Source organism: Streptomyces formicae, assembly GCF_002556545.1.
Classification (GTDB): Bacteria; Actinomycetota; Actinomycetes; order Streptomycetales; family Streptomycetaceae; genus Streptomyces; species Streptomyces formicae_A.
In genome coordinates this window covers 3,148,403-3,170,891 of record NZ_CP022685.1, presented here as the reverse complement: position 1 = coordinate 3,170,891, position 22,489 = coordinate 3,148,403, and the positions used below count along the sequence as shown (strand labels likewise).

Below are 22,489 nucleotides of genomic sequence, written 5' to 3'. Positions count from 1 at the left end.
GATAGGGGACGGTACGCGGAGTAATCCTTGGCCAGGGTTGAGGCCTCAGAGTGGTGCGGGAGCGGCCGGGCGGTGGTGGTGGGCCCGGCGTGGAAGCCCGTCGCGGGGCGCGCGAGGGCTGCGGTACCCTGACGCCATGCGTGCCGTACGCCTTCTGCTTAGCGGGCCGCGCTGATCAGTCCCGACCGCCGGTGAATCGCGGTCGGAATCGGCGCGGCGTCCCCTCCTGTGCGAGGGGCATTTTTGTTTGACCTGGGCCGCCGTGGTGCCGGTCAATTCCGCAGGCAGAGACGATCGATGGAGCTTTGAGGATCATGAGCGAGACGAATTCTGCTGCCGCCTCCGAGGTGGCCGCGCCGCACCGCTACACGGCCGCTCTGGCCGCTGACATCGAGGCACGCTGGCAGGACTTCTGGGACGCCGACGGCACCTACGAGGCGCCGAACCCGAACGGTGACATGGCCGCGCGCGGCGAGGCGGAGGCGGCCCTGGTCGCCAAGCCCAAGAAGTTCATCATGGACATGTTCCCGTACCCCTCCGGAGCGGGCCTGCACGTCGGCCACCCGCTGGGCTACATCGCCACCGACGTCTTCGCGCGCTTCCAGCGGATGACCGGCCACAACGTCCTGCACACCCTGGGCTTCGACGCCTTCGGCCTGCCCGCCGAGCAGTACGCCGTGCAGACGGGCACCCACCCGCGGGTCTCCACCGAGGCCAACATGGAGAACATGAAGGCGCAGCTGCGCGCCCTGGGCCTGGGCCACGACAAGCGCCGCTCGTTCGCGACGATCGACCCGGACTACTACAAGTGGACCCAGTGGATCTTCGTCCAGATCTTCAACTCCTGGTACGACGCCGACGCCGCGAAGGCCCGCCCGATCGCCGACCTGGTCGCGCAGTTCGACAGCGGTGAGCGCGCCGTACCCGGCACCACGCGCGCGTGGAGCGAGCTGGACGCCGCCGAGCGCGCCGAGGTGCTGAGCCAGTACCGCCTGGCCTACGCCTCCGACGCACCGGTCAACTGGTGCCCCGGCCTGGGCACCGTCCTGGCCAACGAGGAGGTCACCGCCGACGGACGCTCCGAGCGCGGCAACTTCCCCGTCTTCAAGGCCAAGCTGCGCCAGTGGAACATGCGCATCACCGCCTACGCGGACCGCCTGCTCGACGACCTGGACGCGCTGGACTGGCCCGAGGCCATCAAGCTGCAGCAGCGCAACTGGATCGGCCGCTCCGAAGGCGCCCGCGTCGCCTTCCCCGTCGGCTCCGAAGGCGATGCCATCACCGTCTTCACCACCCGCCAGGACACCCTGTTCGGCGCCACCTACATGGTCCTGGCGCCCGAGCACGAGCTGGTCGACAAGGTCGTCCCCGCCGCCTGGCCCGAGGGCACCCACGAGACGTGGACCGGCGGACACGCCACGCCCGCCGAGGCCGTCGCCAAGTACCGCGCCTTCGCCGCCGCCAAGTCCGACGTCGAGCGCCAGGCCGACGCCAAGGAGAAGACCGGCGTCTTCACCGGCGTCTACGCCACCAACCCGGTCAGCGGCGAGCAGGTCCCCGTCTTCATCGCCGACTACGTGCTGATGGGTTACGGCACCGGCGCGATCATGGCCGTCCCCGCGCACGACAGCCGCGACTTCGCCTTCGCGCGCGCCTTCCACCTGCCGATGCGCTGTGTGGTCGAGCCGTCGGACGACCGCGGTACCGACACGTCGACGTGGGACGGGGCCTTCTCCTCGTACGAGGCGAAGCTGGTCAACTCCTCGAACGAGGAGATCTCGCTGGACGGCCTGGACGTCGCCGGCGCCAAGGCACGCATCACCGGCTGGCTGGCCACCCGCGGCATCGGCGAGGGCACCGTCAACTTCCGCCTGCGCGATTGGCTGTTCAGCCGCCAGCGCTACTGGGGCGAGCCCTTCCCGATCGTCTACGACGAGGACGGCGTCGCCCACTCGCTGCCCGAGTCGATGCTGCCCCTGGAGCTGCCGGAGGTCGACGACTACTCCCCGCGCACCTTCGACCCGGACGACGCGGACACCTCTCCGGAGACGCCGCTGTCCCGCAACGAGGACTGGGTCAACGTCACGCTGGACCTGGGCGAAGGCCCCAAGAAGTACCGCCGCGAGACCAACACCATGCCCAACTGGGCCGGTTCCTGCTGGTACGAGCTGCGCTACCTGGACCCGCACAACGACCAGAAGCTGGTCGACCCGGCCATCGAGCAGTACTGGATGGGCCCGCGCGAGGGCCAGCCGACCGGCGGCGTGGACCTGTACGTGGGTGGCGCCGAGCACGCGGTCCTGCACCTGCTGTACGCGCGCTTCTGGTCGAAGGTCCTGTTCGACCTGGGCCACATCTCGTCGGCCGAGCCGTTCCACAAGCTGTACAACCAGGGCATGATCCAGGCGTACGTCTACCGGGACGCGCGCGGCTTCCCGGTGCCCGCCGCCGAGGTCGAGGAGCGCGACGGCAAGTACTTCTTCGAGGGCGAGCCGGTCAAGCGCGAGCTGGGCAAGATGGGCAAGTCCCTGAAGAACGCCGTCACCCCGGACGAGATCTGCGACGAGTACGGCGCGGACACCCTGCGCCTGTACGAGATGGCGATGGGCCCGCTGGACGTCTCCCGCCCCTGGGACACCCGCGCGGTCGTCGGCCAGTACCGGCTGCTGCAGCGCATGTGGCGGCTGATCGTCGACGAGTCCACCGGTGAGGTGACCGTCGCCGACGTCGCCGAGGCCGACATCGACGAGAGCACGCTGCGCGCGCTGCACAAGTCGATCGACGGGGTGCGCCAGGACCTGGACGGCATGCGGTTCAACACCGCCATCGCCAAGATCACCGAGCTGAACAACCACCTGACCAAGGTGGGCGGCGTGGTGCCCAAGTCCGTCGCCGAGCGCCTGGTGCTGCTGATCGCGCCGCTGGCCCCGCACGTCGCCGAGGAGCTGTGGCGCAGGCTGGGCCACGCCGACTCGGTCGTCCACCAGGACTTCCCGGTCGCCGACCCGGCGTACGTCGTGGACGAGTCCGTGACCTGCGTCGTGCAGATCAAGGGCAAGGTCAAGGCGCGTCTGGAGGTCTCCCCCTCGATCTCCGACGAGGAGCTGGAGAAGGTGGCCCTGGCCGACGAGAGGGTCGTGGCCGCGCTGGACGGCGCCGGGATCCGCAAGGTGATCGTGCGGGCGCCGAAGCTGGTGAACATCGTTCCCGCGTGATCGTTCACGCGTGACCGTCGCCGCGTGATCGTCCTCGCGTAGCGGCATCGGGGTCTTCCCCTACGGGCAGGTTGGGGGTTCCGTTGGAACCTCCGGCCTGCCTTCTCCGTTTACGGTGGAAGGACGGTTGCTGGATCGGAGAGGGGCGTCATGGAAGCCGTGGTCGCTGTCGTGGCGCTGCTCGTCGTGCTCTTCCTCGTCTTGGGGGTGTACATGACGGTCAAGGCCGTCAAGGCCGTCAAGCGCGGGGTGGACCGCACGATCTCGGAGGCCCGCCGGACGGTGGAGGACACCACGCTCCGCGCGAAGACCTTCTCGATCGGCGCCGCGAGCGAACTGGCCCAGCTGCGGCTCTCGTTGCGTACGTCGATGCGTGCCACCCAGGACGTGCTGCACGCGGGAGTGGTCGAGGACGCGTCGTTGCAGGAGTCCCTGGGACTCTTCGAGCGGCTCAGCGCGCACGGCCACGAACTGGACGACGAGCTCCGGCGCCTGGAGCGCGACCCGGACAAGGCCGCCCTGGCCCAGCGCCTCCCCGGCCTGCGGGAGCGCACGGAACAGATCACGAGGGCCGCCGACTCGCTGCGCTGGGCGGCCCGCGACCGGGCCCGCAGGTTCGCCGAGGACGACGTGGACTCGCTGAGCACCCAGATCGACATGGAGGCGGGTGCGCTGCGGCACTGGACGACGGAGCCGACGCCCGAGCGGACCCCGCCCCCCTGGCCCGAGCCCACGGCCGAGCCCGGCAGGACCGCCGAGCAGACCTGGCCCGAGCCGTCCGAGCGGAGCGAGCAGAGGTCCCAGGAGCCGACGCGGCCCGCCATCACACCGCCGACCCCTCGGCCCACGTATTCGTGGCAGAAGGAGACGAAGCCGGAGAGCACCACCTGAGCCTCCTGTGACGCGTGCGGAGTGCCGAGGCGCTGGTGAGAAGCCGGGACGTCCGAGCGTGGAGTTCGGGGTTCCGGGCGAGCAGGGGCCGGGCTGCCGTCGGTCGGCCCAGGCGGGTAATCTCCAGCCCATGTCCCGCCATGTCGCGATCGTCACGGATTCAACGGCCTACCTGCCGCAGCGGGCGACGGAGCGGCACGGCATCACCGTGGTGCCCCTGACCGTGGTCCTGGGTGACGAGGCGCTCGAGGAAGGGACCGAGATCTCGGCCCGCTCCCTGGCTCTCGCGCTACAGAAGCGCAGGTCGGTGACCACGTCTCGGCCGAGCCCCGAGGTCTTCGCCGAGACCTACCGCAAGGTCGCGGAGGCGGGTGCGACGTCCATCGTCTCCCTGCACCTGTCCGCCGAGCTCTCCGGGACGTACGACGCGGCGGTGCTCGCGGCCAAGGACGCACCGGTACCGGTCCGGGTGGTGGACACCGGCATGATCGCGATGGCCCTCGGCTTCTGCGCCCTGTCGGCGGCGGAGGCCGCGGAGGCGGGCGACTCGGCGGAGGAGGCGGTGGCGGCCGCGGAGAAGCGGGCCGCGAACACGGCCGCGTACTTCTACGTCGACACCCTCGACTATCTGCGCCGGGGCGGCCGCATCGGCGCGGCGCAGGCGCTCCTCGGCTCCGCGCTCGCGGTGAAGCCCCTGCTCAAACTCGACGGTGGCCGCATCGACATGCTGGAGAAGGTCCGCACGGCGTCGAAGGCGATCGCCCGGCTCGAGGAGATCGTGGTGGAGAAGGCCGGGTCGGGCCGGGTCGACATCGCGGTGCATCATCTGGCGGCCCCCGAGCGGGCCTCGGTCCTCGCGGATCGGCTGAGGGAACGGGTCCCCGGCCTCGCCGAGCTGCACGTGAGCGAAGTGGGCGCGGTGATCGGGGCGCACACGGGTCCCGGGCTGCTGGGGGCTGTGGTTTCGCCTCGGTGAGGTCGCCCGTGTGGGTGGCGGGGATATCCACAACTGCCGAGTAATCCACGGGAATTGAGCAAGATCAACAAGATTCGGCGGCAGTGCCTAACGTCGTCGGCATGGCACTTCGATCACTTTCCCGAGCATCTTCCGCGACGAGTGGACCCGGGCGTGGCCCCGCGTCCGACGGCCGCGCGAGCAGCCGCCATGACCGAGGGCGCGCCCGGCGCAGGCGCGCTTCGACGGAGGCGGTGCGCTTGCGCGCGCAGAAACTCTTCGTCGACCTCGACGGTCAACCACCACCACCGCCACCGCCTGCTTCGCCGTCCGTCCCGCCACTTGTCCCACCGGCGTTGGACGTCGCGGGCGCTGACGTAGAGCTGCTGCCCCGGGCCCCGGAGAAGGCGCGGGAGCGGGAGCGGGCGGTGGACGAGGAGGCTGCCACCGGCTCCGGCTCACGCTCTGGTTCCGGCGTGCCGGTGGACGTGGCTCCCTCGCGGCGGGAGCGGTGGGGCCTCGCCGTGCGGGAACGGCTGCCGGTGTGGCTGCAGTCGCGGTGCGGCCTGGAGCGGCGCGGAGTGATCGCGCTCGTCGTGGTGCTTGTCGTCGCCGGACTCTTCGCCGCGCAGCACTTCTGGACGGGGCGTACCCAGCCGGTACGCCCTCCCGATGTGGTGCACGAGGCGGGTGCGGCCGTCGATCGCGGGGCGGATCCGGCTCCGTCGCCGGGGCCGCCGGTCGGGGCGGGGCGAGCGAAGGGCGGTGGGGGCGGAGGCCGTGAGGGATCACCCGGTGCGACCGGGGCGATCGTCGTGGACGTCAGCGGAGAGGTCCGCAGTCCGGGAGTTCACCGGCTGCCCGCCGGATCCCGGGTGGCCGATGCCCTGCGGGCCGCCGGTGGGCCCGAGCCCGGCATCGACCTGGGCGGCCTCAACCGGGCGCGGTTCCTCGTGGACGGCGAGCAGGTGGTGGTGGGAGGCCCCGCGCCCGCTTCAGGGGCGGGCGGACCGGGCGGACCGGGCGGAGCGGATGCCGGTGCGGTGGGAGTCGGGACGGCGGGAGTCGGTGGCGCGGCGGGCGCCGGACCGATCGGCCTGAACACCGCGAGCGCGGCGCAGCTCGAAGAACTGCCGGGTGTAGGGCCCGTGTTGGCTCAGCACATCATCGACTACCGCACCGAGCACGGCGGGTTCCGTACGGTCGAAGAGCTCCGTGAGGTCAACGGAATCGGCGACCGGCGCTTCGCCGATCTCCAGGATCTCGTACGGCCATGAGCCCCGGTTCCGGTGGGCCGCGAGGAGCCCCGGGCGCGCGCACCGCCATGCCACCGAGGGCGGCGGTTCATGCCGCGTCGGGTCATCGCCTCGGCGCCTCGCACCCGAGGCAGGAGGGGCCGGTCGACCTCCGTCTGGTGCCGCCCGCGCTCGCCGCGTGGGCGATGGCCGCGCTGATGCTGGACGCCCCGCCCCGGTGGGTGATCGCCACCGTGGTGATCTGCGGGGTCGCGGCCGGTGCCCTGCTGTGGCGCTCCCGGGGGTGGGCCTCATGGCGGCGGGTCTCGGTGGCCGGAGCGCTGCTCTGTGCGGCGGCCTCGACCTGCTCCGCCGCGCTGCACGGGGCGGATCTGCACCGAGGCCCCCTGCCCGCGCTGGCGGGTCGGTACGCGGAGGTCGATGCGGAGCTCAGTGTCAGCTCCGACCCGCGCCGCGTCCGGCCTCGTACGGCGGCGGCCCACGCCGTGCCGCCCGCCGTCGTGCTGGACGCGGAGGTCGTCCGCGTCACGGAGGCGGACGGCACGGAGACCGTGACGCGCACCCCGGTCCTGGTCATCGTGCGGACGAACGCAAGGACGGACGCAAGGACGAACGCTAGGACGGACGCAAGGACGAGCGAGAGCGGTCCGGCGACGGAGCGGGGCGCGCGCCCCGAAGCCGAGTGGCTCGCGCTGCTGCCCTCGACGCGGCTGCGGGTGCACGCGCGGCTCGAGCCACCGCTGCCGGAGAGCGACGAGGTCGCGGCCGTACTCAAGGTGTCCGGCGAGCGCGCGCCGCACGTGACCGGGCAGCCGAGCGGAGCGCAGCGCCTGGCGGGGGAGTTGCGGGCCGGGCTGCGCGAGGCCACGGACGGGCTGCCGTCCGATGCCAGGGCGCTCCTGCCGGGGCTGGTGATCGGTGACACCTCGCGGGTGCCGCCCGAGCTGGACCAGGCGTTCCGGGACACCGACCTCACGCACCTGCTCGCCGTCAGCGGTGCCAACCTGACGATCGTGCTCGCCCTGCTCATCGGGCCGCCGGGACTCGCCCAGCGGTCCGAGCGCCGGGGCCTCGCAGCGAAGGCGGGTCTCCCGCTGCGCACCACCGCGCTGTGCGGCGGGGCCCTCACCCTCGGCTTCGTCATCGTCTGCCGACCGGACCCGAGCGTGCTGCGGGCCGCGGCGTGCGGACTGATCGCCCTGCTGGCCTTGGCGACCGGGCGGCGCCGCTCCCTGATCCCGGCGCTGGCTGCCGCCGTGCTGCTGCTGGTCCTGTACGACCCGTGGCTGTCGCGGAGCTACGGCTTCCTGCTCTCCGTGCTCGCCACCGGAGCGCTGCTGACCCTCGCGCCGCGCTGGAGCGCGGCCCTGCGCGGGCGCCGGGTGCCGCCGAGGCTCGCCGACGCCCTGGCCGCCGCGGCAGCGGCGCAGGCGGTGTGCGCACCTGTCGTGGCCGTCCTCGCGGCCCGGGTGAGTCTGGTCGCCGTGCCGTGCAATCTCCTCGCGGAGTTCGCCGTCGCTCCCGCCACCGTGCTCGGCTTCGCCGCGCTGGCATCCGCGCCCGTGGCGATGCCCCTCGCCAAGGCCCTTTCCTGGTGCGCGAGTTGGCCGACGGGATGGATTGCTGAGATCGCCAGGAGCGGTGCGGCGTTGCCGGGGAGCGGGTTCGACTGGCCGGGCGGCTGGCCCGGCGGACTGCTGCTGGCGCTCGCCACGGCGGGCGTCGTCCTCCTGGGGACGCGGCTCGTGCGCCGCCCGTGGCTCTGCGCCGCCTGCGCGCTGCTGCTCCTCCTGGTGATCGTCCAGCCCCCGCCCCTGACCCGCGTCATCGCGGGCTGGCCGCCCGCGGGATGGCGGATGGTGATGTGCGACGTGGGGCAGGGGGATGCCACCGTGCTCGCGACGGGCGATGGAGCGGCGGTGGTCGTCGACGTGGGGCCGGACCCCGTGGCGGTCGACCGCTGTCTGCGCTCGCTCGGCATCACGCGCATCCCCCTCGTCCTTCTCACGCATTTCCACGCGGACCATGTGGCGGGGCTGCCGGGTGTGCTGCGAGGGCGCGAGGTGGGCGAGATCCAGACCACGGGGTTCGAGGAACCGAGGGAGCAGGCCGCGTTCGTGCGGGAGCGGGCGGCCGCCGAGGGGGTCCCCGTGACCAGGGCGGCAGCGGGCGAGCGGCGCCGCGCGGGGGCGCTGGACTGGCGGGTGCTCTGGCCCCCGCCGGAATCACCGGAGCTGACCACGCCGCGACCCGAAGGGCCGAACGACGCCAGCGTCACCCTGCTCGTGCGGACCGGAGGGCTGGAGCTGCTGCTCCTCGGTGATCTCGAACCACCCTCCCAGCGAGCCCTGTTGCGCAGCCCGGCCGCCGCGTTGCTCGGCTCCGTGGACGTGCTCAAGGTCGCCCACCACGGCTCGGCCCACCAGGATCCGGAACTGCTGCGCAGAGCGGCACCGAGGCTCGCGCTGATCTCGTGCGGGGCGGACAACTCGTACGGCCATCCGTCGCCGCGCACGGTCGACGCGCTGCGGGGCGGGGGCGCGGAGGTGCTGCGTACGGACACGCGGGGCGCGATCGCGGTAGTGGACGCGGGGTCGCGGACGGCGCCGCGACTCGAAGTGGCCACCCGGCCGCCCTAGGGCGACCCCGTGGCGAAGCGGAACTCGAAGCGGAACTCTCGGCCAACCGCGTGACTTTGGCCAACGTTGGGGCGCGGGTCAACTGCGCTGCTCCAAGGGGAGGTCCCTTCCGGTGAGAACGGATGAGAACGGATGGGCTGTCGCCAGCCCAGATGACTGGCGACAGCTGGGCTGAAGACGAGGGAGTACGGAATGGGAGTACGTCGACGAGTGCGCACGGGCATGGCGGGGCTGGCCGCCGCCGCGGTGGCCGTCACCGCCTTCGCGGTGCCCGCCCACGCCGAGTCGGGGAAGGGGCACGAGGCGACCCGGCGCGCGATGGACGCCGTCGTGGCCGGGGGCACCCCCGGTGTCACCGCGGCGGCGGTCGAGAAGGGCGCCGTCTGGAAGGGCACTTCGGGGGTGGGGAACTTACGGACGGGCGCACCGCGAGGAGCCGACGACCGGTTCCGGATGGGCAGCATCACCAAGACGTTCGTGGCGACCGTGCTGTTGCAGATGGAGGCGGAGGGGCGGCTCGACCTCGATGACACGGTGGAGCACTGGCTGCCCGGTGTCGTGCGGGGCAACGGCAACGACGGACGCGCGATCACCGTGCGGCAGTTGCTCAACCACACCAGCGGGATCTTCAACTACACCGAGGACAAGGAGTTCCTCAACCGGAACCTGCAGGCGGGATTCCCCGCGCACCGGTACGACACCCACAGCCCGCGGGAGTTGGTGCGGGTTGCGCTGGCGCACGAGCCGGACTTCGCGCCCGGCGCCAGGCACTCGTACTCCAACACCGGTTACATACTCGCCGGGTTGATCATCGAGAAGATCAGTGGGCACGGCTACCGGCACGAGGTCCGCGAGCGCGTCATCGAACCGCTCGGCCTGCGGAACACCAGCCTGCCCGGCACCGACCCCTTCCTGCCGAAGCCGAGCAGCCGTGCTTACTCCAAGCTGAGCCGGGACCCCGCGGCGACCAAGATCTACGACGTCACCGAGAACAACATGTCCTGGGGCTGGGCGGCCGGTGAAGGGATATCCACGACCGGCGACCTCAACCGGTTCTTCAGCGCGCTGCTGCGCGGCAAGCTGATGCCCGCGAAGCAGCTCGCCGAGATGCAGACGACGGTGCCCGCGCCCGGGGACGGCCTGTACTCCGGCTACGGACTCGGTCTGTACGAGGTCAGGACGAGCTGCGACGCGAAGCTGTGGAGCCACAGCGGCGGAACTCCCGGCTCCGGCACGGAGGCCGTGTCCACCGCCGACGGCCGCCACACCCTCGCCTACAACGTGAACGGCGACTGGAACGATCTGGGCGGCATCGTCGACGCGGAGTTCTGCAGGACGTCCGGCAAGGCCACCGGGAAGGGGCGTGCGGTGCCCCGACTGTGAGGAGGGTGGGCAGCGATGTCTGCTACCGCGGGGAACCCCGCCGTGACCTGCTGAAACGTGAAGCTGAGCGACCAATTCGGGCTACTCGCGACACTTCCAGCGCATCGACAGCATTCCAGTGATGTGCGTCCGTGTTGCATCGAATGCCGCAACGGTGATCGAATGCCTAATCGTTGCAGTGCGCAGGTGATGTCAAGTAGCGCGGGGGTGTGTCGCAGGTGTTCGGCCGATGGCTGGGAAACCGTACGAGCAGGACCGGTCGGACGGGGCCCTTGTCGGCGGTGCCGGTGCCGGCGAGCGCGGGGGTGCTCAGCTGCCGGGTGCTCGACCCGGTCAACGAGCCGGTGCGGAACGCGGAGCTGGCCGTCAGCGACGCCGCGGGGCGCAAGGTGGTCACCGGGGGCACGGACCCGTTCGGCTCGTTCGTCACGACCGTGCCTGCCGGGGAGTACCGGCTCGCGGTCTCGGCGGAGGGGTTCACCCCGTTCCGGGCGAGTGCCACGGTCGGGGAGGGCGCGCACGCCTCGCTGGGCGACGTCATGCTCCAGGTCGCCCAGCCTCCGGCGCTGCCCGAGCCCGGTGACTGGGACCTCGACCCCCTGCACTCCTCGGTGGCCTTCACCGCGCGGCACATCGGCCTGGCCCGCATCCACGGCAGGTTCAACAGCTTCGCGGGCGCCATTCGCGTGGGGGAGCGCATGGAGGACTCCGCCATGCACGTCGTCATCGACGCGGCCTCCATCGACACCGCGGTCAAGATGCGCGACGACCACCTGCGCTCGGGCGACTTCCTGGACGTCGAGCGCTTCCCGACGATGGAGTTCTACAGCGACCGCTTCGTACACAAGGGCGGCAGCCGCTGGGCGATCTCGGGCGGCCTGACGCTGCACGGAGTGACGCGCACGGTCACGCTCGACACCGAGTACCTCGGGGTGGGCCAGGGCCTCGAGGGCGAGACCCGCGTCGCCTGCCGCGCCACCACCGAGCTGCACCGCGACGACTTCACGATCACCTGGCAGACGATGCTCGCGCGTGGCATCGCGGCCGTGGGGCACAGCATCACGATCGACCTCGACGTCCAGGTCATCCCCAAGAGCTGACCCCTCGGGCCCGCGCGCCCCGCGCGGGCCCACCCCTCAAGGGGCCTCCAGCCAGCCCTCGTGCTCCGTCGCCAGCTCATCGAGGGCGGCCCGGTCCAGGCGGGCATCGGGGTCCTCGACCACGACCAGCCACTGGGCGTCCTCGGCGTCGTCCTCGCCCGCCAGCGCGTCGCGCACGAGCTGGGGTTCCTCGGTGACACCGAAACGGTCGGGGAGCTCTTCGGCCACTTCCTCCGCGGCGTCGCGGTCGGGCAGCACCAGGACATGTCGTACGTCGTTCACCCGCCCATTGTCCGGCATGGGAGGGGTCGTACGGGAGGGCCGTACGGGACGGGCTGTCAGTGCCGCGTGGGATGCTTGACCGCGATGGCCAGGAAGACAGCAAACGACGATCCGCTCGCTCCTCTCACGCTCGCCGTGGGGCAGGAGGACCTGCTCCTCGACCGCGCCGTGCAGCAGGTGGTCGCGGCCGCCCGCGCCGCCGACGCGGACACGGACGTGCGCGACCTCAGCTCCGACCAGCTCCAGCCCGGCACGCTCGCCGAGCTGACGAGCCCCTCGCTCTTCGCCGAGCGCAAGGTCGTCGTCGTGCGGAACGCGCAGGACCTGTCGGCGGACACGATCAAGGACGTGAAGGCGTATCTCGGCGCGCCCGTCGAGGAGATCACCCTCGTCCTGCTGCACGCGGGCGGCGCCAAGGGCAAGGGCCTGCTCGACGCCGCGCGCAAGGCCGGGGCGCGCGAGGTCGCCTGCCCCAAGATGACCAAGCCCGCGGACCGGCTCTCGTTCGTGCGGAGCGAGTTCCGCGCCCTGGGCCGCTCGGCCACCCCCGAGGCGTGCCAGGCCCTGGTCGACTCGATCGGCAGCGACCTGCGCGAGCTCGCCTCCGCGGTCTCGCAGCTGACGGCGGACATCGAGGGCACGATCGACGAGGCGATCGTCGGCCGGTACTACACGGGCCGTGCGGAGGCCTCCAGCTTCACGGTGGCCGACCGGGCCGTCGAGGGCCGCGCCGCCGAGGCGCTCGAAGCGTTGCGCTGGTCGCTGTCGACCGGCGTCGCCCCCGTGCTGATCACCAGCGCGTTGGCACAGGCCGTGCGGGCGATCGGGAAGCTGTCCTCGGCGCGGGGCGGGCGTCCGGCCGACCTCGCCCGCGAGCTGGGGATGCCGCCCTGGAAGATCGACCGGGTCCGGCAGCAGATGCGGGGCTGGACCCCGGACGGGGTCGCCGCCGCGCTGACCGCTGTCGCGGCGGCTGACGCGGGGGTCAAGGGGGGCGGCGACGACCCGGAGTACGCCCTGGAGAAGGCGGTCGTCGCCATCGCCCGTGCGGCGAGGTCCCGTCGCTGAGAGGAGACCGAGCATCCACCTGCCGGTTCCGGATCCGGTGGTTTCGGGGCTGCGGGTGCGTCGTGGCTCGGCGCGCGGTTCCCCGCGCCCCTGAGGGGGCCCCAAGCCCCCGGACACAGCAATGCCCCCGGAGTGGGCCGGGGGCATCGTCGCAGCGTGGCGTACTGCGTGGTCTGTCCGCGATTCGAGGTAGAGGGCTCGAATTACCCTCGCGGGAGGATTGATCAACGCCCCGGCGAACCGGGGCAAGGGCTTGAGCCCTTAGAGGGACGCGGCCTTCGAAGCAAGCGCCGACTTCTTGTTGGCGGCCTGGTTCTTGTGGATGACGCCCTTGGAGACGGCCTTGTCGAGCTGGCGCGTGGCCTCACGCGTGAGCTCGGCGGCCTTCTGGGTGTCACCGGCGGCAACGGCCTCGCGGGCCTTGCGGATCGCGGTCTTCAGGGAAGACTTGACCGCCTTGTTGCGCTGACGCGCCTTCTCGTTGGTCTTGATCCGCTTGATCTGGGACTTGATGTTCGCCACGAAAGAGCCTTTTCAGGTTCAGGTACTGCAGAGGTACTGCAGATGAGTGTTATGACACGCGCCTCGATGCTTGAGAGGGCTACGAGACACAGCTGTCCACGGTACCAGCAGCCCTCTCACCCGCCCAAACCGAGTGCCGCACCCCGCTCACCGGCCCAAACCGAGCGCAGTGCCCCGCCCATGGGACGATGGAGGCTACGTATAGATCCGACCCGAGGCGAGTGGCGCCTCAAGAGACAGGACCCTGCGTGCCCGCGACCCCTAAGAATGTGCCCGAGCCGAGCCGTACCGACCCGGCGCTGATCCGCAATTTCTGCATCATCGCGCACATCGACCACGGCAAGTCCACGCTCGCCGACCGCATGCTGCAGCTCACCGGTGTGGTGGAGCAGCGGCAGATGCGTGCTCAGTACCTCGACCGGATGGACATCGAGCGCGAGCGCGGCATCACGATCAAGTCTCAGGCGGTGCGTCTGCCCTGGGCCCCGACGGAGGGCCAGGACCAGGGCAGTACGCACATCCTGAACATGATCGACACCCCGGGCCACGTGGACTTCACGTACGAAGTCTCGCGTTCGCTCGCGGCCTGTGAGGGCACGGTCCTCCTGGTCGACGCGGCCCAGGGCATCGAGGCCCAGACTCTCGCCAACCTCTACCTGGCGATGGAGAACGACCTCAAGATCATCCCCGTACTGAACAAGATCGACCTGCCCGCCGCCCAGCCGGAGAAGTTCTCCGAGGAGCTCGCCAATCTCATCGGCTGTGAGCCCGAGGACGTGCTGAAGGTCTCCGCGAAGACCGGCATGGGCGTCGAGGCGCTGCTCGACAAGGTCGTCGCCGAGATCCCGGCGCCCGTCGGCGTCGCCGACGCCCCGGCGCGCGCGATGATCTTCGACTCGGTCTATGACTCCTACCGCGGCGTCGTGACGTACGTCCGTGTGGTCGACGGCCAGCTCAACAAGCGCGAGCGGATCCGGATGATGTCCACCGGCGCCACGCACGAGCTCCTGGAGATCGGTGTCTCCTCGCCCGAGATGACCCCGGCCGACGGCATCGGCGTCGGCGAGGTGGGCTACATCATCACCGGCGTGAAGGACGTCAGGCAGTCCAAGGTCGGTGACACGATCACCTCCCTGCACAAGGGGGCGACCGAGGCGCTCGGCGGCTACAAGGACCCGAAGCCGATGGTGTTCTCGGGTCTTTACCCGCTGGACGGCTCGGAGTACCCGGACCTGCGCGAGGCCCTGGACAAGCTGCAGCTCAACGACGCCGCGCTGGTCTACGAGCCCGAGACGTCCGCGGCGCTCGGCTTCGGCTTCCGCGTCGGCTTCCTGGGCCTGCTCCACCTCGACGTGATCCGCGAGCGCCTGGAGCGCGAGTTCGGTCTCGACCTGATCGCCACCGCCCCCAACGTGGTCTACCGCGTGATCATGGAGGACGGCACCGAGCACGTCGTCACCAACCCGAGCGAGTTCCCCGAGGGCAAGATCGACGAGGTGCACGAGCCCGTCGTGCGCGCCACGATCCTCGCGCCGAGCGAGTTCATCGGCTCGATCATGGAGCTCTGCCAGAACCGGCGCGGCGTCATGCTCGGCATGGACTACCTCTCCGAGGACCGCGTCGAGATCCGCTACACGCTGCCCCTCGCCGAGATCGTCTTCGACTTCTTCGACCAGCTGAAGTCCAAGACCCGCGGTTACGCCTCGCTGGACTACGAGCCCACGGGCGAGCAGTCGGCGCAGCTCGTCAAGGTCGACATCCTGCTGCACGGCGACAAGGTCGACGCCTTCTCCGCGGTCACGCACAAGGACGCGGCGTACGCGTACGGCGTGCGGCTCGTGGCCAAGCTGCGCGAGCTGATCCCGCGGCAGGCCTTCGAGGTGCCCGTGCAGGCCGCGATCGGTTCCCGGGTCATCGCCCGCGAGACCATCCGCGCCATCCGCAAGGACGTCCTCGCCAAGTGCTACGGCGGTGACATCTCGCGTAAGCGCAAGCTGCTCGAGAAGCAGAAGGAGGGCAAGAAGCGCATGAAGATGGTCGGCAGCGTCGAGGTGCCGCAGGAAGCCTTCATCGCGGTGCTCTCCAGCGACGACAGCGGGCCCGGCAAGGCGAAGAAGTAACCACACGGCACGCTGGAACGGGCCCGTGGCGCTTCGGCGTCGCGGGCCCTTCCCGTACGGGTCGTCCGGAGAAAGTGACAGGCAGAAGCCCCTTACGCACCGGGCGTCGGCGCTCTACTCTGATCACTGCTCGTAGGTTACTCGCAAGTTAAACAAGTAGCCGACAGGGATGTAAGAAGCAGCCGCCAGCCAGTTCGCCGCACTGCCGTGGGCCCGGAGGATGTCGTGAGCGACACACAGACCTTGATCGAGAACCGACCGCCCTCCGTGGCGCATCTCTTCCTGGAGCGCGTGGCGGCCACGCCGGATGCCGAGGCCTACCGCTATCCCGTGCCGGCGGCCTCCGGCACGGGTCCCGACGAGTGGAAGTCGCTGAGCTGGGCGGGGACCGCCCACCGCGTCGACGCGATCGCCGCGGGCCTGATCGACCTCGGTCTGAACCCCGAGGACCGCGTCGCCCTCGCCTCGTCCACCCGGATCGAGTGGATCCTCGCCGACCTCGGCATCATGTGCGCGGGCGCGGCCACCACCACCGTCTATCCGCAGACCAACGCCGAGGAGTCCGCCTACATCCTGGCCGACTCCGAGAGCCGGGTGCTCATCGCCGAGGACGCGGCGCAGCTCGCCAAGGCGCGCGAGAAGCGGGCCGAGCTGCCGGAGCTGCGGCACGTCGTGGTGTTCGACTCCGAGGGCGTCACCAAGGAGGAGAGCGACCCCGAGGGCTGGGTGCTCACGCTCGCCGAGCTCGAACTGCGCGGCGCCGCGCTCCTCGAACAGAACCCCGACCTCGTCAAGGAGCGGGTCGGGGCGATCGCCGCCGACCAGCTCGCCACGCTGATCTACACCTCGGGAACCACCGGCAAGCCCAAGGGCGTGCGGCTGCCGCACGACAACTGGTCGTACATGGCGAAGGCCATCGTGGCGACCGGGCTGCTCGGCCCCGACGACGTGCAGTACCTGTGGCTGCCGCTCGCGCACGTCTTCGGCAAGGTGCTGACCTCCGCGCACATCGACCTCGGGCACGTCACCGCCGTCGACGGCCGCGTGGACAAGATCATCGAGAATCTCCCGGTGGTCCAGCCGACGTACATGGCCGCGGTGCCGCGCATCTTCGAGAAGGTCTACAACGGTGTCGCGGCCAAGGCGCGGGCCGGTGGCGGGGCCAAGTACAAGATCTTCCAGTGGGCCGCCGACGTCGCCCGCGAGTACGCCAAGGCCAGCCAGGACAACTTCCGCAGGACCGGCACCGCCTCGGTCCCCTTCGGGCTCGGGGCCAAGCACAAGGTCGCCGACGCGCTCGTCTACTCCAAGCTGCGCGAGGCGTTCGGCGGACGGCTGCGGGCCGCGGTGTCGGGTTCCGCGGCGCTCGCGCCCGACATCGGGTACTTCTTCGCCGGAGCCGGGATCCACATCCTGGAGGGCTACGGGCTCACCGAGTCGTCGGCGGCCTCCTTCGTGAACCCCGGGGAGGCGTACCGCACCGGCACCGTCGGCAAGCCGCTGCCCGGCACCGAGGTGCGCATCGCGGACGACGGCGAGATCCTGCTGCGCGGCCCCGGCATCATGGAGGGCTACCACGGGCTGCCCGAGAAGACCGCCGAAGTCCTGGAGTCCGACGGCTGGTTCCACACCGGCGACATCGGCGAGCTGTCCGTCGACGGGTATCTGCGGATCACCGACCGCAAGAAGGACCTCATCAAGACGTCCGGCGGCAAGTACATCGCGCCCGCCGAGGTCGAGGGCCAGTTCAAGGCCGTGTGCCCGTACGTCTCCAACATCCTGGTGCACGGCGCCGACCGGAACTTCTGCACCGCGCTGATCTCCCTGGACGAGCCCGCGATCCTCGACTGGGCCAAGGAGAACGGTCTGGAGGGCAAGTCGTACGCCGAAGTGTGCGCCGCCCCCGTCACGGTCGAGCTCATCGAGGGCTATGTGAAGGAGCTCAACGAGGGCCTGCAGCGCTGGCAGACCCTCAAGAAGTTCCGGCTCCTGCCGCGCGATCTCGACGTCGAGCACGGGGAGTTGACGCCCAGCCTGAAGCTGAAGCGTCCGGTGGTGGAGCGGGAGTACAAGCACCTGATCGAGGAGATGTACGCGGGCTCGCGCGAGGCGTGAGCCCGGCGGGGCGGGCGGGGCGCCGCGGGCGCGAGCCCGATGGTCGTACGCGGGCGGGGTGTCGAGTGGTTCAGACGCCTCGCCCTCGGCGCATTTCCTGCACCAGTTCCTCCATGTGGGTCACGTGGCGGCGTAGTTCGAGCACGTCCTTGAGGCTGCTTGCCGCCATGTGGGTCTCGATCGCGGAGAGGCGGGCGGCCAGCTCGTCGAACTGGCGCTGCTCGCGGGCCAGTATCCGCTCCAACTGCCGGTTCTTGCGGTGCAGTTCGAGGAAGACAGTGACCTTGGCGCGCAGTACCCAGGGGTCGAAGGGCTTGGTGAGGTAGTCCGCCGCCCCCGTCGCATAGCCGCGGAAGGCGTAACCGGCGTCGTTGTCGGTGCCCGTCAGGAAGATGATGGGCACGTCCTTCGTCTGGTCGAGGCGCTTGATGTTCGACGCGGTCTCGAAGCCGTCCATGCCCGGCATCCGGACGTCGAGGAGGATCACGGCGAATCGTTGCCGCAAAATCGCCTTCATGGCTTCCTCGCCCGAACGGGCGCGTACCAAGGGTTCGTTCAACGATCCGAGGACGGCTTCCAGTGCCATCAGGTTGTCCTCCATGTCGTCGACGAGGAGGATGCTCGCGCGGTTGTCGGTCGGGGCCTCTGCACTCATGGTCGGTGCCTCACTCGGTTGTCGACGGAACAGAGCTCCCTCCTGGAGCGTCTGACTGTTCCGGGACGACGGATGCTGAGTCGGGGGAAGCGGCCTGTCCGGCGGCGGTCGTGCCCTCGGGGTCCAGGAGGGCACAGATGACGCCGAGCAACTGATCCACATCCACGGGTTTGGGTACGTAGTCGGTGGCGCCCTGGGAAATGGCCTTCTCGCGGTCCCCGGGCATCGCCTTCGCGGTGAGGGCGACGATGGGCAGACCCCGCCAGCGCGGGCTGCGGCGGATGGCGGTCATGGTCTCGTAGCCGTCCATCTCCGGCATCATGATGTCCATCAGGACGATGTCGACGTCGGGATTGCGCTCCAGGGTCTCAATGCCCTCGCGGCCGTTCTCCGCGTAGAGGACGGGCATGCCGACGCGGCTCAGCACGTGCGTGAGCGCGAAGACGTTGCGGATGTCGTCGTCGACGATGAGCACCCTGCGGTTCGGCAGTATGCGGCCCGCGCGCCCTTCCTTCCACTCCTCCAGTTTGGTCGGGGTCGGCCAGCTGTCGTCCGGCTCCAGGGCGGTGTGCGGGCGCAGTGCCGCGTGTTCGAGGGGTTCGGGCACGAGCTGGGTGCGCGAGGCCGCGTAGGCGATGGCGGCCGCGCCGTGGCCGGGGTGGACGACCGGGACGTACAGCGCGAAGGTCGAGCCCTGGCCGGGGTGGCTCTCGGCGGTGATGCGGCCGCCGAGGAGGCCCGCGATCTCCCGGCTGATGGAGAGGCCGAGTCCCGTGCCGCCGTACTTGCGGTTGGTGGTGCCGTCCGCCTGCTGGAACGCCTCGAAGATCACCGGGAGTTGCTCGGAGGGGATGCCGATGCCGGTGTCCCTGACAGCGAAGCAGAGCAGGTCGTCGTTGTCGTGCAGGAGCCGCTCGCCCGAGGTGTCCTTGACGCGGCTGACGCGCAGCTCCACACGGCCCGACGAGGTGAACTTGACCGCGTTCGACAGGAGGTTGCGCAGGATCTGCTGGAGGCGCTGCTCGTCGGAGAACATCTCGCGCGGTACGTCCTCGCCGACCGTCACCTCGAAGGCGAGACCGCGGTCGAGGGTGAGCGGGCGGAACGTCGCGTGGACGTAGTCGAGGACCTTGATCAGCGGGAGCTTCTTGGGGCGTACGTCCATCCGGCCCGCCTCGATCTTCGACAGGTCCAGGATGTCGTTGATGAGCTGGAGGAGGTCGGAACCCGAGCGGTGGATCGTGGTCGCGAACTGCACTTCCTGGTCGGAGAGGTGGTTGTCGGGGTTGTCGGAGAGCAGCCTGGCCAGGATGAGCAGCGAGTTCAGCGGGGTGCGCAGCTCGTGCGACATGTTGGCGAGGAACTCCGACTTGTACTGGGAGCTGGTGGCGAGCAGGGCCGCCTTCTCCTCCAGTTCGGCGTTCGAGCGGCGCAACTCGGCCTGCTGGCGCTGGAGTTCGTCCGAGCGCTCCTGGAGCTGGGTGGCCAGGCGCTGCGACTCGCCGAGCAGGGACTCCGTACGGGAGTTGGCGATGATGGTGTTGATCGCGACGCCGATGGTGTTCACGAACTGGTCGAAGAAGGCCAGGTGGACATCGGAGAAGCGGGAGAACGTGGCCAGCTCGATGACGCCGAGGAGCTTGTCCTCGAAGAGGATCGGGATGATCACGACGGTGGCGGGCGCGGCGTCCCCGAGCCCCGAATGGATCTTGATGTACTCCGGAGGCACCTCCTCGACGAGGATGCGCTTCTTCTCCAGGGCCGCCTGGCGTACGAGACCCTGGGCGGGCATGCCGCCCGTGTCGACGACCGAGCCCTGCGCGGAGCCGTACCCGGCGATGAAGGCGAGGCCCTTCGCGGTGACCTGGGTGGGCGCCGGGGCCTCCGCCGTGTCCGGGTCGGCCAGGAAGAACGCGCCGTACTGCGCGTTCACCAGTGGGGTCAGCTCGCGCAGGATCAGGTCGGCGACCTCCATCAGGTCGCGGTGGCCCTGCATCAGGCCCGCGAGACGGGCCAGGTTGGACTCCAGCCAGTCCTTGGCGCGGGTGGTCTCCCTGAGGTTGGAGACCATGAGGTTGATGTTGTCCTTGAGCTCGGAGACCTCGCCCCGCGTCTCGACCGTGATCGCGCGGGTCATGTCGCCCTGGGCCACGGCGGACGCGACCTCGGCGATGGCGCGGACCTGGGTGGTCAGGTTCAGCGCCAGCTCGTTCACGTTCGTCGTCAGGCGCTTCCACGTGCCGTACACGCCCTCGACCCGTGCCTGGCCGCCCAGTTGGCCCTCGGAGCCGACCTCGCGGGCCACGCGGGTGACCTCGGAGGAGAACGAGGACAGCGTGTCCACCATGGTGTTGATGGTGGTCTTCAGCTCCAGGATCTCGCCGCGCGCGTCCACGTCGATCTTCTTGGAGAGGTCGCCCTGGGCCACGGCCGTCGCGACCTGCGCGATGTTGCGGACCTGCCCGGTGAGGTTGTCCGCCATGTAGTTGACGTTGTCGGTGAGGTCCTTCCAGACGCCCGAGACGCCGAGGACCTGCGCGCGGCCGCCGAGCCTGCCGTCCGTGCCGACCTCGCGGGCCACGCGGGTCACCTCGTCGGCGAAGGCGCGCAGCTGTTCCACCATGGTGTTGACGGTGTCCTTCAGCTCCAGGATCTCGCCCCGGGCCGTGACCGTGATCATCTTGGACAGGTCGCCGTTGGCGACGGCCGTGGTGACCTGGGCGATGTTGCGGACCTGCGAGGTGAGGTTCGAGGCCATGAAGTTGACGTTGTCGGTGAGGTCCTTCCACACGCCGGACACGCCACGGACCTGGGCCTGGCCGCCGAGGTTTCCTTCCGTGCCGACCTCGCGGGCGACGCGGGTGACCTCGTCGGCGAAGGCGGAGAGCTGGTCGACCATCGTGTTGATCGTCGACTTCAGTTCGAGGATCTCGCCCTTCGCCTCGACGGTGATCTTCTTGCCGAGGTCGCCCTGGGCGACGGCCGTCGACACGAGCGCGATGTTGCGCACCTGGGAGGTGAGGTTGTCGGCCATGAAGTTGACGTTGTCGGTGAGGTCCTTCCAGACGCCCGACACGCCACGGACCTGAGCGCGCCCGCCGAGGTTTCCCTCGGTGCCGACCTCGCGGGCGACGCGGGTGACCTCGTCGGCGAAGGCGGAGAGCTGGTCCACCATCGTGTTCACCGTCGACTTCAGCTCCAGGATCTCGCCCCGGGCGTCGACGGTGATCTTCTGGCTCAGGTCACCGTTGGCGACGGCCGTGGTGACCTGGGCGATGTTGCGGACCTGCGAGGTGAGGTTCGAGGCCATGAAGTTGACGTTGTCGGTGAGGTCCTTCCACACGCCCGACACGCCACGCGCCTGCGCGCGGCCGCCCAACTGGCCCTCCGTGCCCACCTCGCGGGCCACGCGGGTCACCTCGGCGGCGAACGCGGAGAGCTGCTCCACCATCGTGTTCACGGTGAGCTTCAGTTCGAGCAGCTCGCCCGTCGCCTCCACGGTGACCGTGCGGGTCAGGTCGCCCTGCGCCACCGCCGTGGTCACCAGGGCGATGTCGCGCACCTGGGCGGTGAGCCGCGCCGCCATCGTGTTCACGGCCTCGGTCACGTCCCGCCAACTGCCGGACAGGCCGCGCACCTTGGCGCGCCCGCCGAGCCGGCCCTCCGTGCCGACCTCGCGCGCGACGCGGGTCACCTCTCCCGTGAAGAGGGACAGCTGGTCGACCATCGTGTTGACGGCGCGGCCGAGGCGGCGCAGATCGCCCCGGAGCTCGCGGGTGCCGTCGTGCAGGTCGACACGCTGGGTGAGGTCGCCGCCCGCCACCGCGTTCAGGACGCGGGTGGCGTTGGCCGCGGGGGCGACCAGCGAGTCGAGCAGCGTGTTGATCTCGTTGACGCGCGCGGCCCACCTGCCCTGCCCGGGGCTCGGCGAGAACCGTTCGTCCAGGCGGCCGTGCCGGATGATCTCCCGGCGTACGCGCACGAGTTCGCCGTCGAAGTGGAGCGAGCGGTCGAGCATCTCGTTCAGCGTCGAGTAGAGCTCGGCCGTCAGGCCCTCGCCCACGGGAGCGACCTTCGAGAAGTCCCCGTCGCGCGCGGCCCGCATGGCGGCGAGCAGCGGGCGCAGCTCCGCGTCGGTGGCCACGGCGGAGCCCGTGGTGGCGCCTGTGGCGCGACCGGGGCTCGCGGTGGGGCCGCCGGGGGGACCGGGCGGCGCGGCGGTAGAAGTCCTGGTCTGCGCGGGTGCCGGAATCTTGGCATGGCCGAGCGCGGGCGTAGCACTGTTCTC

At 70.4% G+C, this 22,489-nt stretch carries 14 protein-coding genes; 10 read left to right on the top strand and 4 right to left on the bottom strand.

The features are described 5' to 3' along the window. Window positions 1–314: 314 nt before the first annotated feature. The 7 genes from leuS (at window position 315) to KY5_RS13510 (ending at window position 11,439) form a co-directional block, all read left to right on the top strand. Window positions 315–3,215: a leucine--tRNA ligase gene (gene leuS, locus KY5_RS13540; RefSeq protein WP_098242487.1), complete on the top strand. Its 2,901-nt coding sequence runs from the start codon at window positions 315–317 to the stop codon at window positions 3,213–3,215. A 150-nt stretch (window positions 3,216–3,365) separates the two neighbouring features. Next, the gene (locus KY5_RS13535) at window positions 3,366–4,106 is read left to right on the top strand and encodes a hypothetical protein (protein WP_098242486.1); all 741 of its coding nucleotides are present in this window, start codon (window positions 3,366–3,368) and stop codon (window positions 4,104–4,106) included. 130 nt (window positions 4,107–4,236) lie between these two features. Beyond that, window positions 4,237–5,082, top strand: a complete 846-nt coding sequence (locus KY5_RS13530) for a DegV family protein (RefSeq protein ID WP_098242485.1) — start codon at window positions 4,237–4,239, stop codon at window positions 5,080–5,082. 101 nt (window positions 5,083–5,183) lie between these two features. Further along, a complete protein-coding gene (locus KY5_RS13525; protein ID WP_098242484.1) occupies window positions 5,184–6,338 on the top strand; it encodes a ComEA family DNA-binding protein in 1,155 nt (384 codons plus the stop codon). Next, on the top strand, window positions 6,335–8,956 hold the full coding sequence (locus tag KY5_RS13520; protein WP_098242483.1) for a ComEC/Rec2 family competence protein: 2,622 nt from the start codon (window positions 6,335–6,337) through the stop codon (window positions 8,954–8,956). The genes KY5_RS13525 and KY5_RS13520 overlap by 4 nt, the downstream gene beginning before the upstream one ends. Before the next feature lie 192 nt (window positions 8,957–9,148). Continuing rightward, on the top strand, window positions 9,149–10,339 hold the full coding sequence (locus KY5_RS13515) for a serine hydrolase domain-containing protein (protein WP_199843060.1): 1,191 nt from the start codon (window positions 9,149–9,151) through the stop codon (window positions 10,337–10,339). Window positions 10,340–10,557: 218 nt separating this feature from the next. Beyond that, entirely contained in the window at window positions 10,558–11,439 is an 882-nt protein-coding gene (locus tag KY5_RS13510; RefSeq protein ID WP_098247231.1) for a YceI family protein, read from the top strand. A gap of 36 nt (window positions 11,440–11,475) precedes the next feature. Here KY5_RS13510 and KY5_RS13505 read toward each other — a convergent pair whose 3' ends face one another. Next, on the bottom strand, window positions 11,476–11,739 hold the full coding sequence (locus KY5_RS13505; RefSeq protein ID WP_098242482.1) for a hypothetical protein: 264 nt from the start codon (window positions 11,737–11,739) through the stop codon (window positions 11,476–11,478). A 66-nt stretch (window positions 11,740–11,805) separates the two neighbouring features. Here KY5_RS13505 and holA point away from each other — a divergent pair, with 66 nt between their 5' ends. Beyond that, window positions 11,806–12,789, top strand: a complete 984-nt coding sequence (holA, locus tag KY5_RS13500) for a DNA polymerase III subunit delta (RefSeq protein WP_098242481.1) — start codon at window positions 11,806–11,808, stop codon at window positions 12,787–12,789. A 261-nt stretch (window positions 12,790–13,050) separates the two neighbouring features. On the opposite strand, the gene rpsT is transcribed toward holA, so the two are convergent. Then, window positions 13,051–13,311, bottom strand: coding sequence for a 30S ribosomal protein S20 (gene rpsT / locus KY5_RS13495; RefSeq protein WP_098242480.1), 261 nt, complete (start codon window positions 13,309–13,311; stop codon window positions 13,051–13,053). 248 nt (window positions 13,312–13,559) lie between these two features. Here rpsT and lepA point away from each other — a divergent pair, with 248 nt between their 5' ends. Both lepA and KY5_RS13485 read left to right on the top strand, forming a co-directional pair. Beyond that, window positions 13,560–15,431 (top strand): translation elongation factor 4, encoded by a 1,872-nt coding sequence (lepA, locus tag KY5_RS13490; protein ID WP_098242479.1) that lies wholly within the window; start codon window positions 13,560–13,562, stop codon window positions 15,429–15,431. Window positions 15,432–15,656: 225 nt separating this feature from the next. Continuing rightward, window positions 15,657–17,546, top strand: coding sequence for an AMP-dependent synthetase/ligase (locus KY5_RS13485; protein WP_098242478.1), 1,890 nt, complete (start codon window positions 15,657–15,659; stop codon window positions 17,544–17,546). Window positions 17,547–17,616: 70 nt separating this feature from the next. Here KY5_RS13485 and KY5_RS13480 read toward each other — a convergent pair whose 3' ends face one another. Then, window positions 17,617–18,201 carry a response regulator gene (locus tag KY5_RS13480; protein ID WP_098242477.1) on the bottom strand — a complete coding sequence of 195 codons (585 nt, stop codon included), beginning with the start codon at window positions 18,199–18,201 and terminating at the stop codon, window positions 17,617–17,619. 10 nt (window positions 18,202–18,211) lie between these two features. Further along, window positions 18,212–22,306 carry a HAMP domain-containing protein gene (locus tag KY5_RS13475; protein WP_098247230.1) on the bottom strand — a complete coding sequence of 1,365 codons (4,095 nt, stop codon included), beginning with the start codon at window positions 22,304–22,306 and terminating at the stop codon, window positions 18,212–18,214. Between the last annotated feature and the right edge of the window lie 183 nt (window positions 22,307–22,489).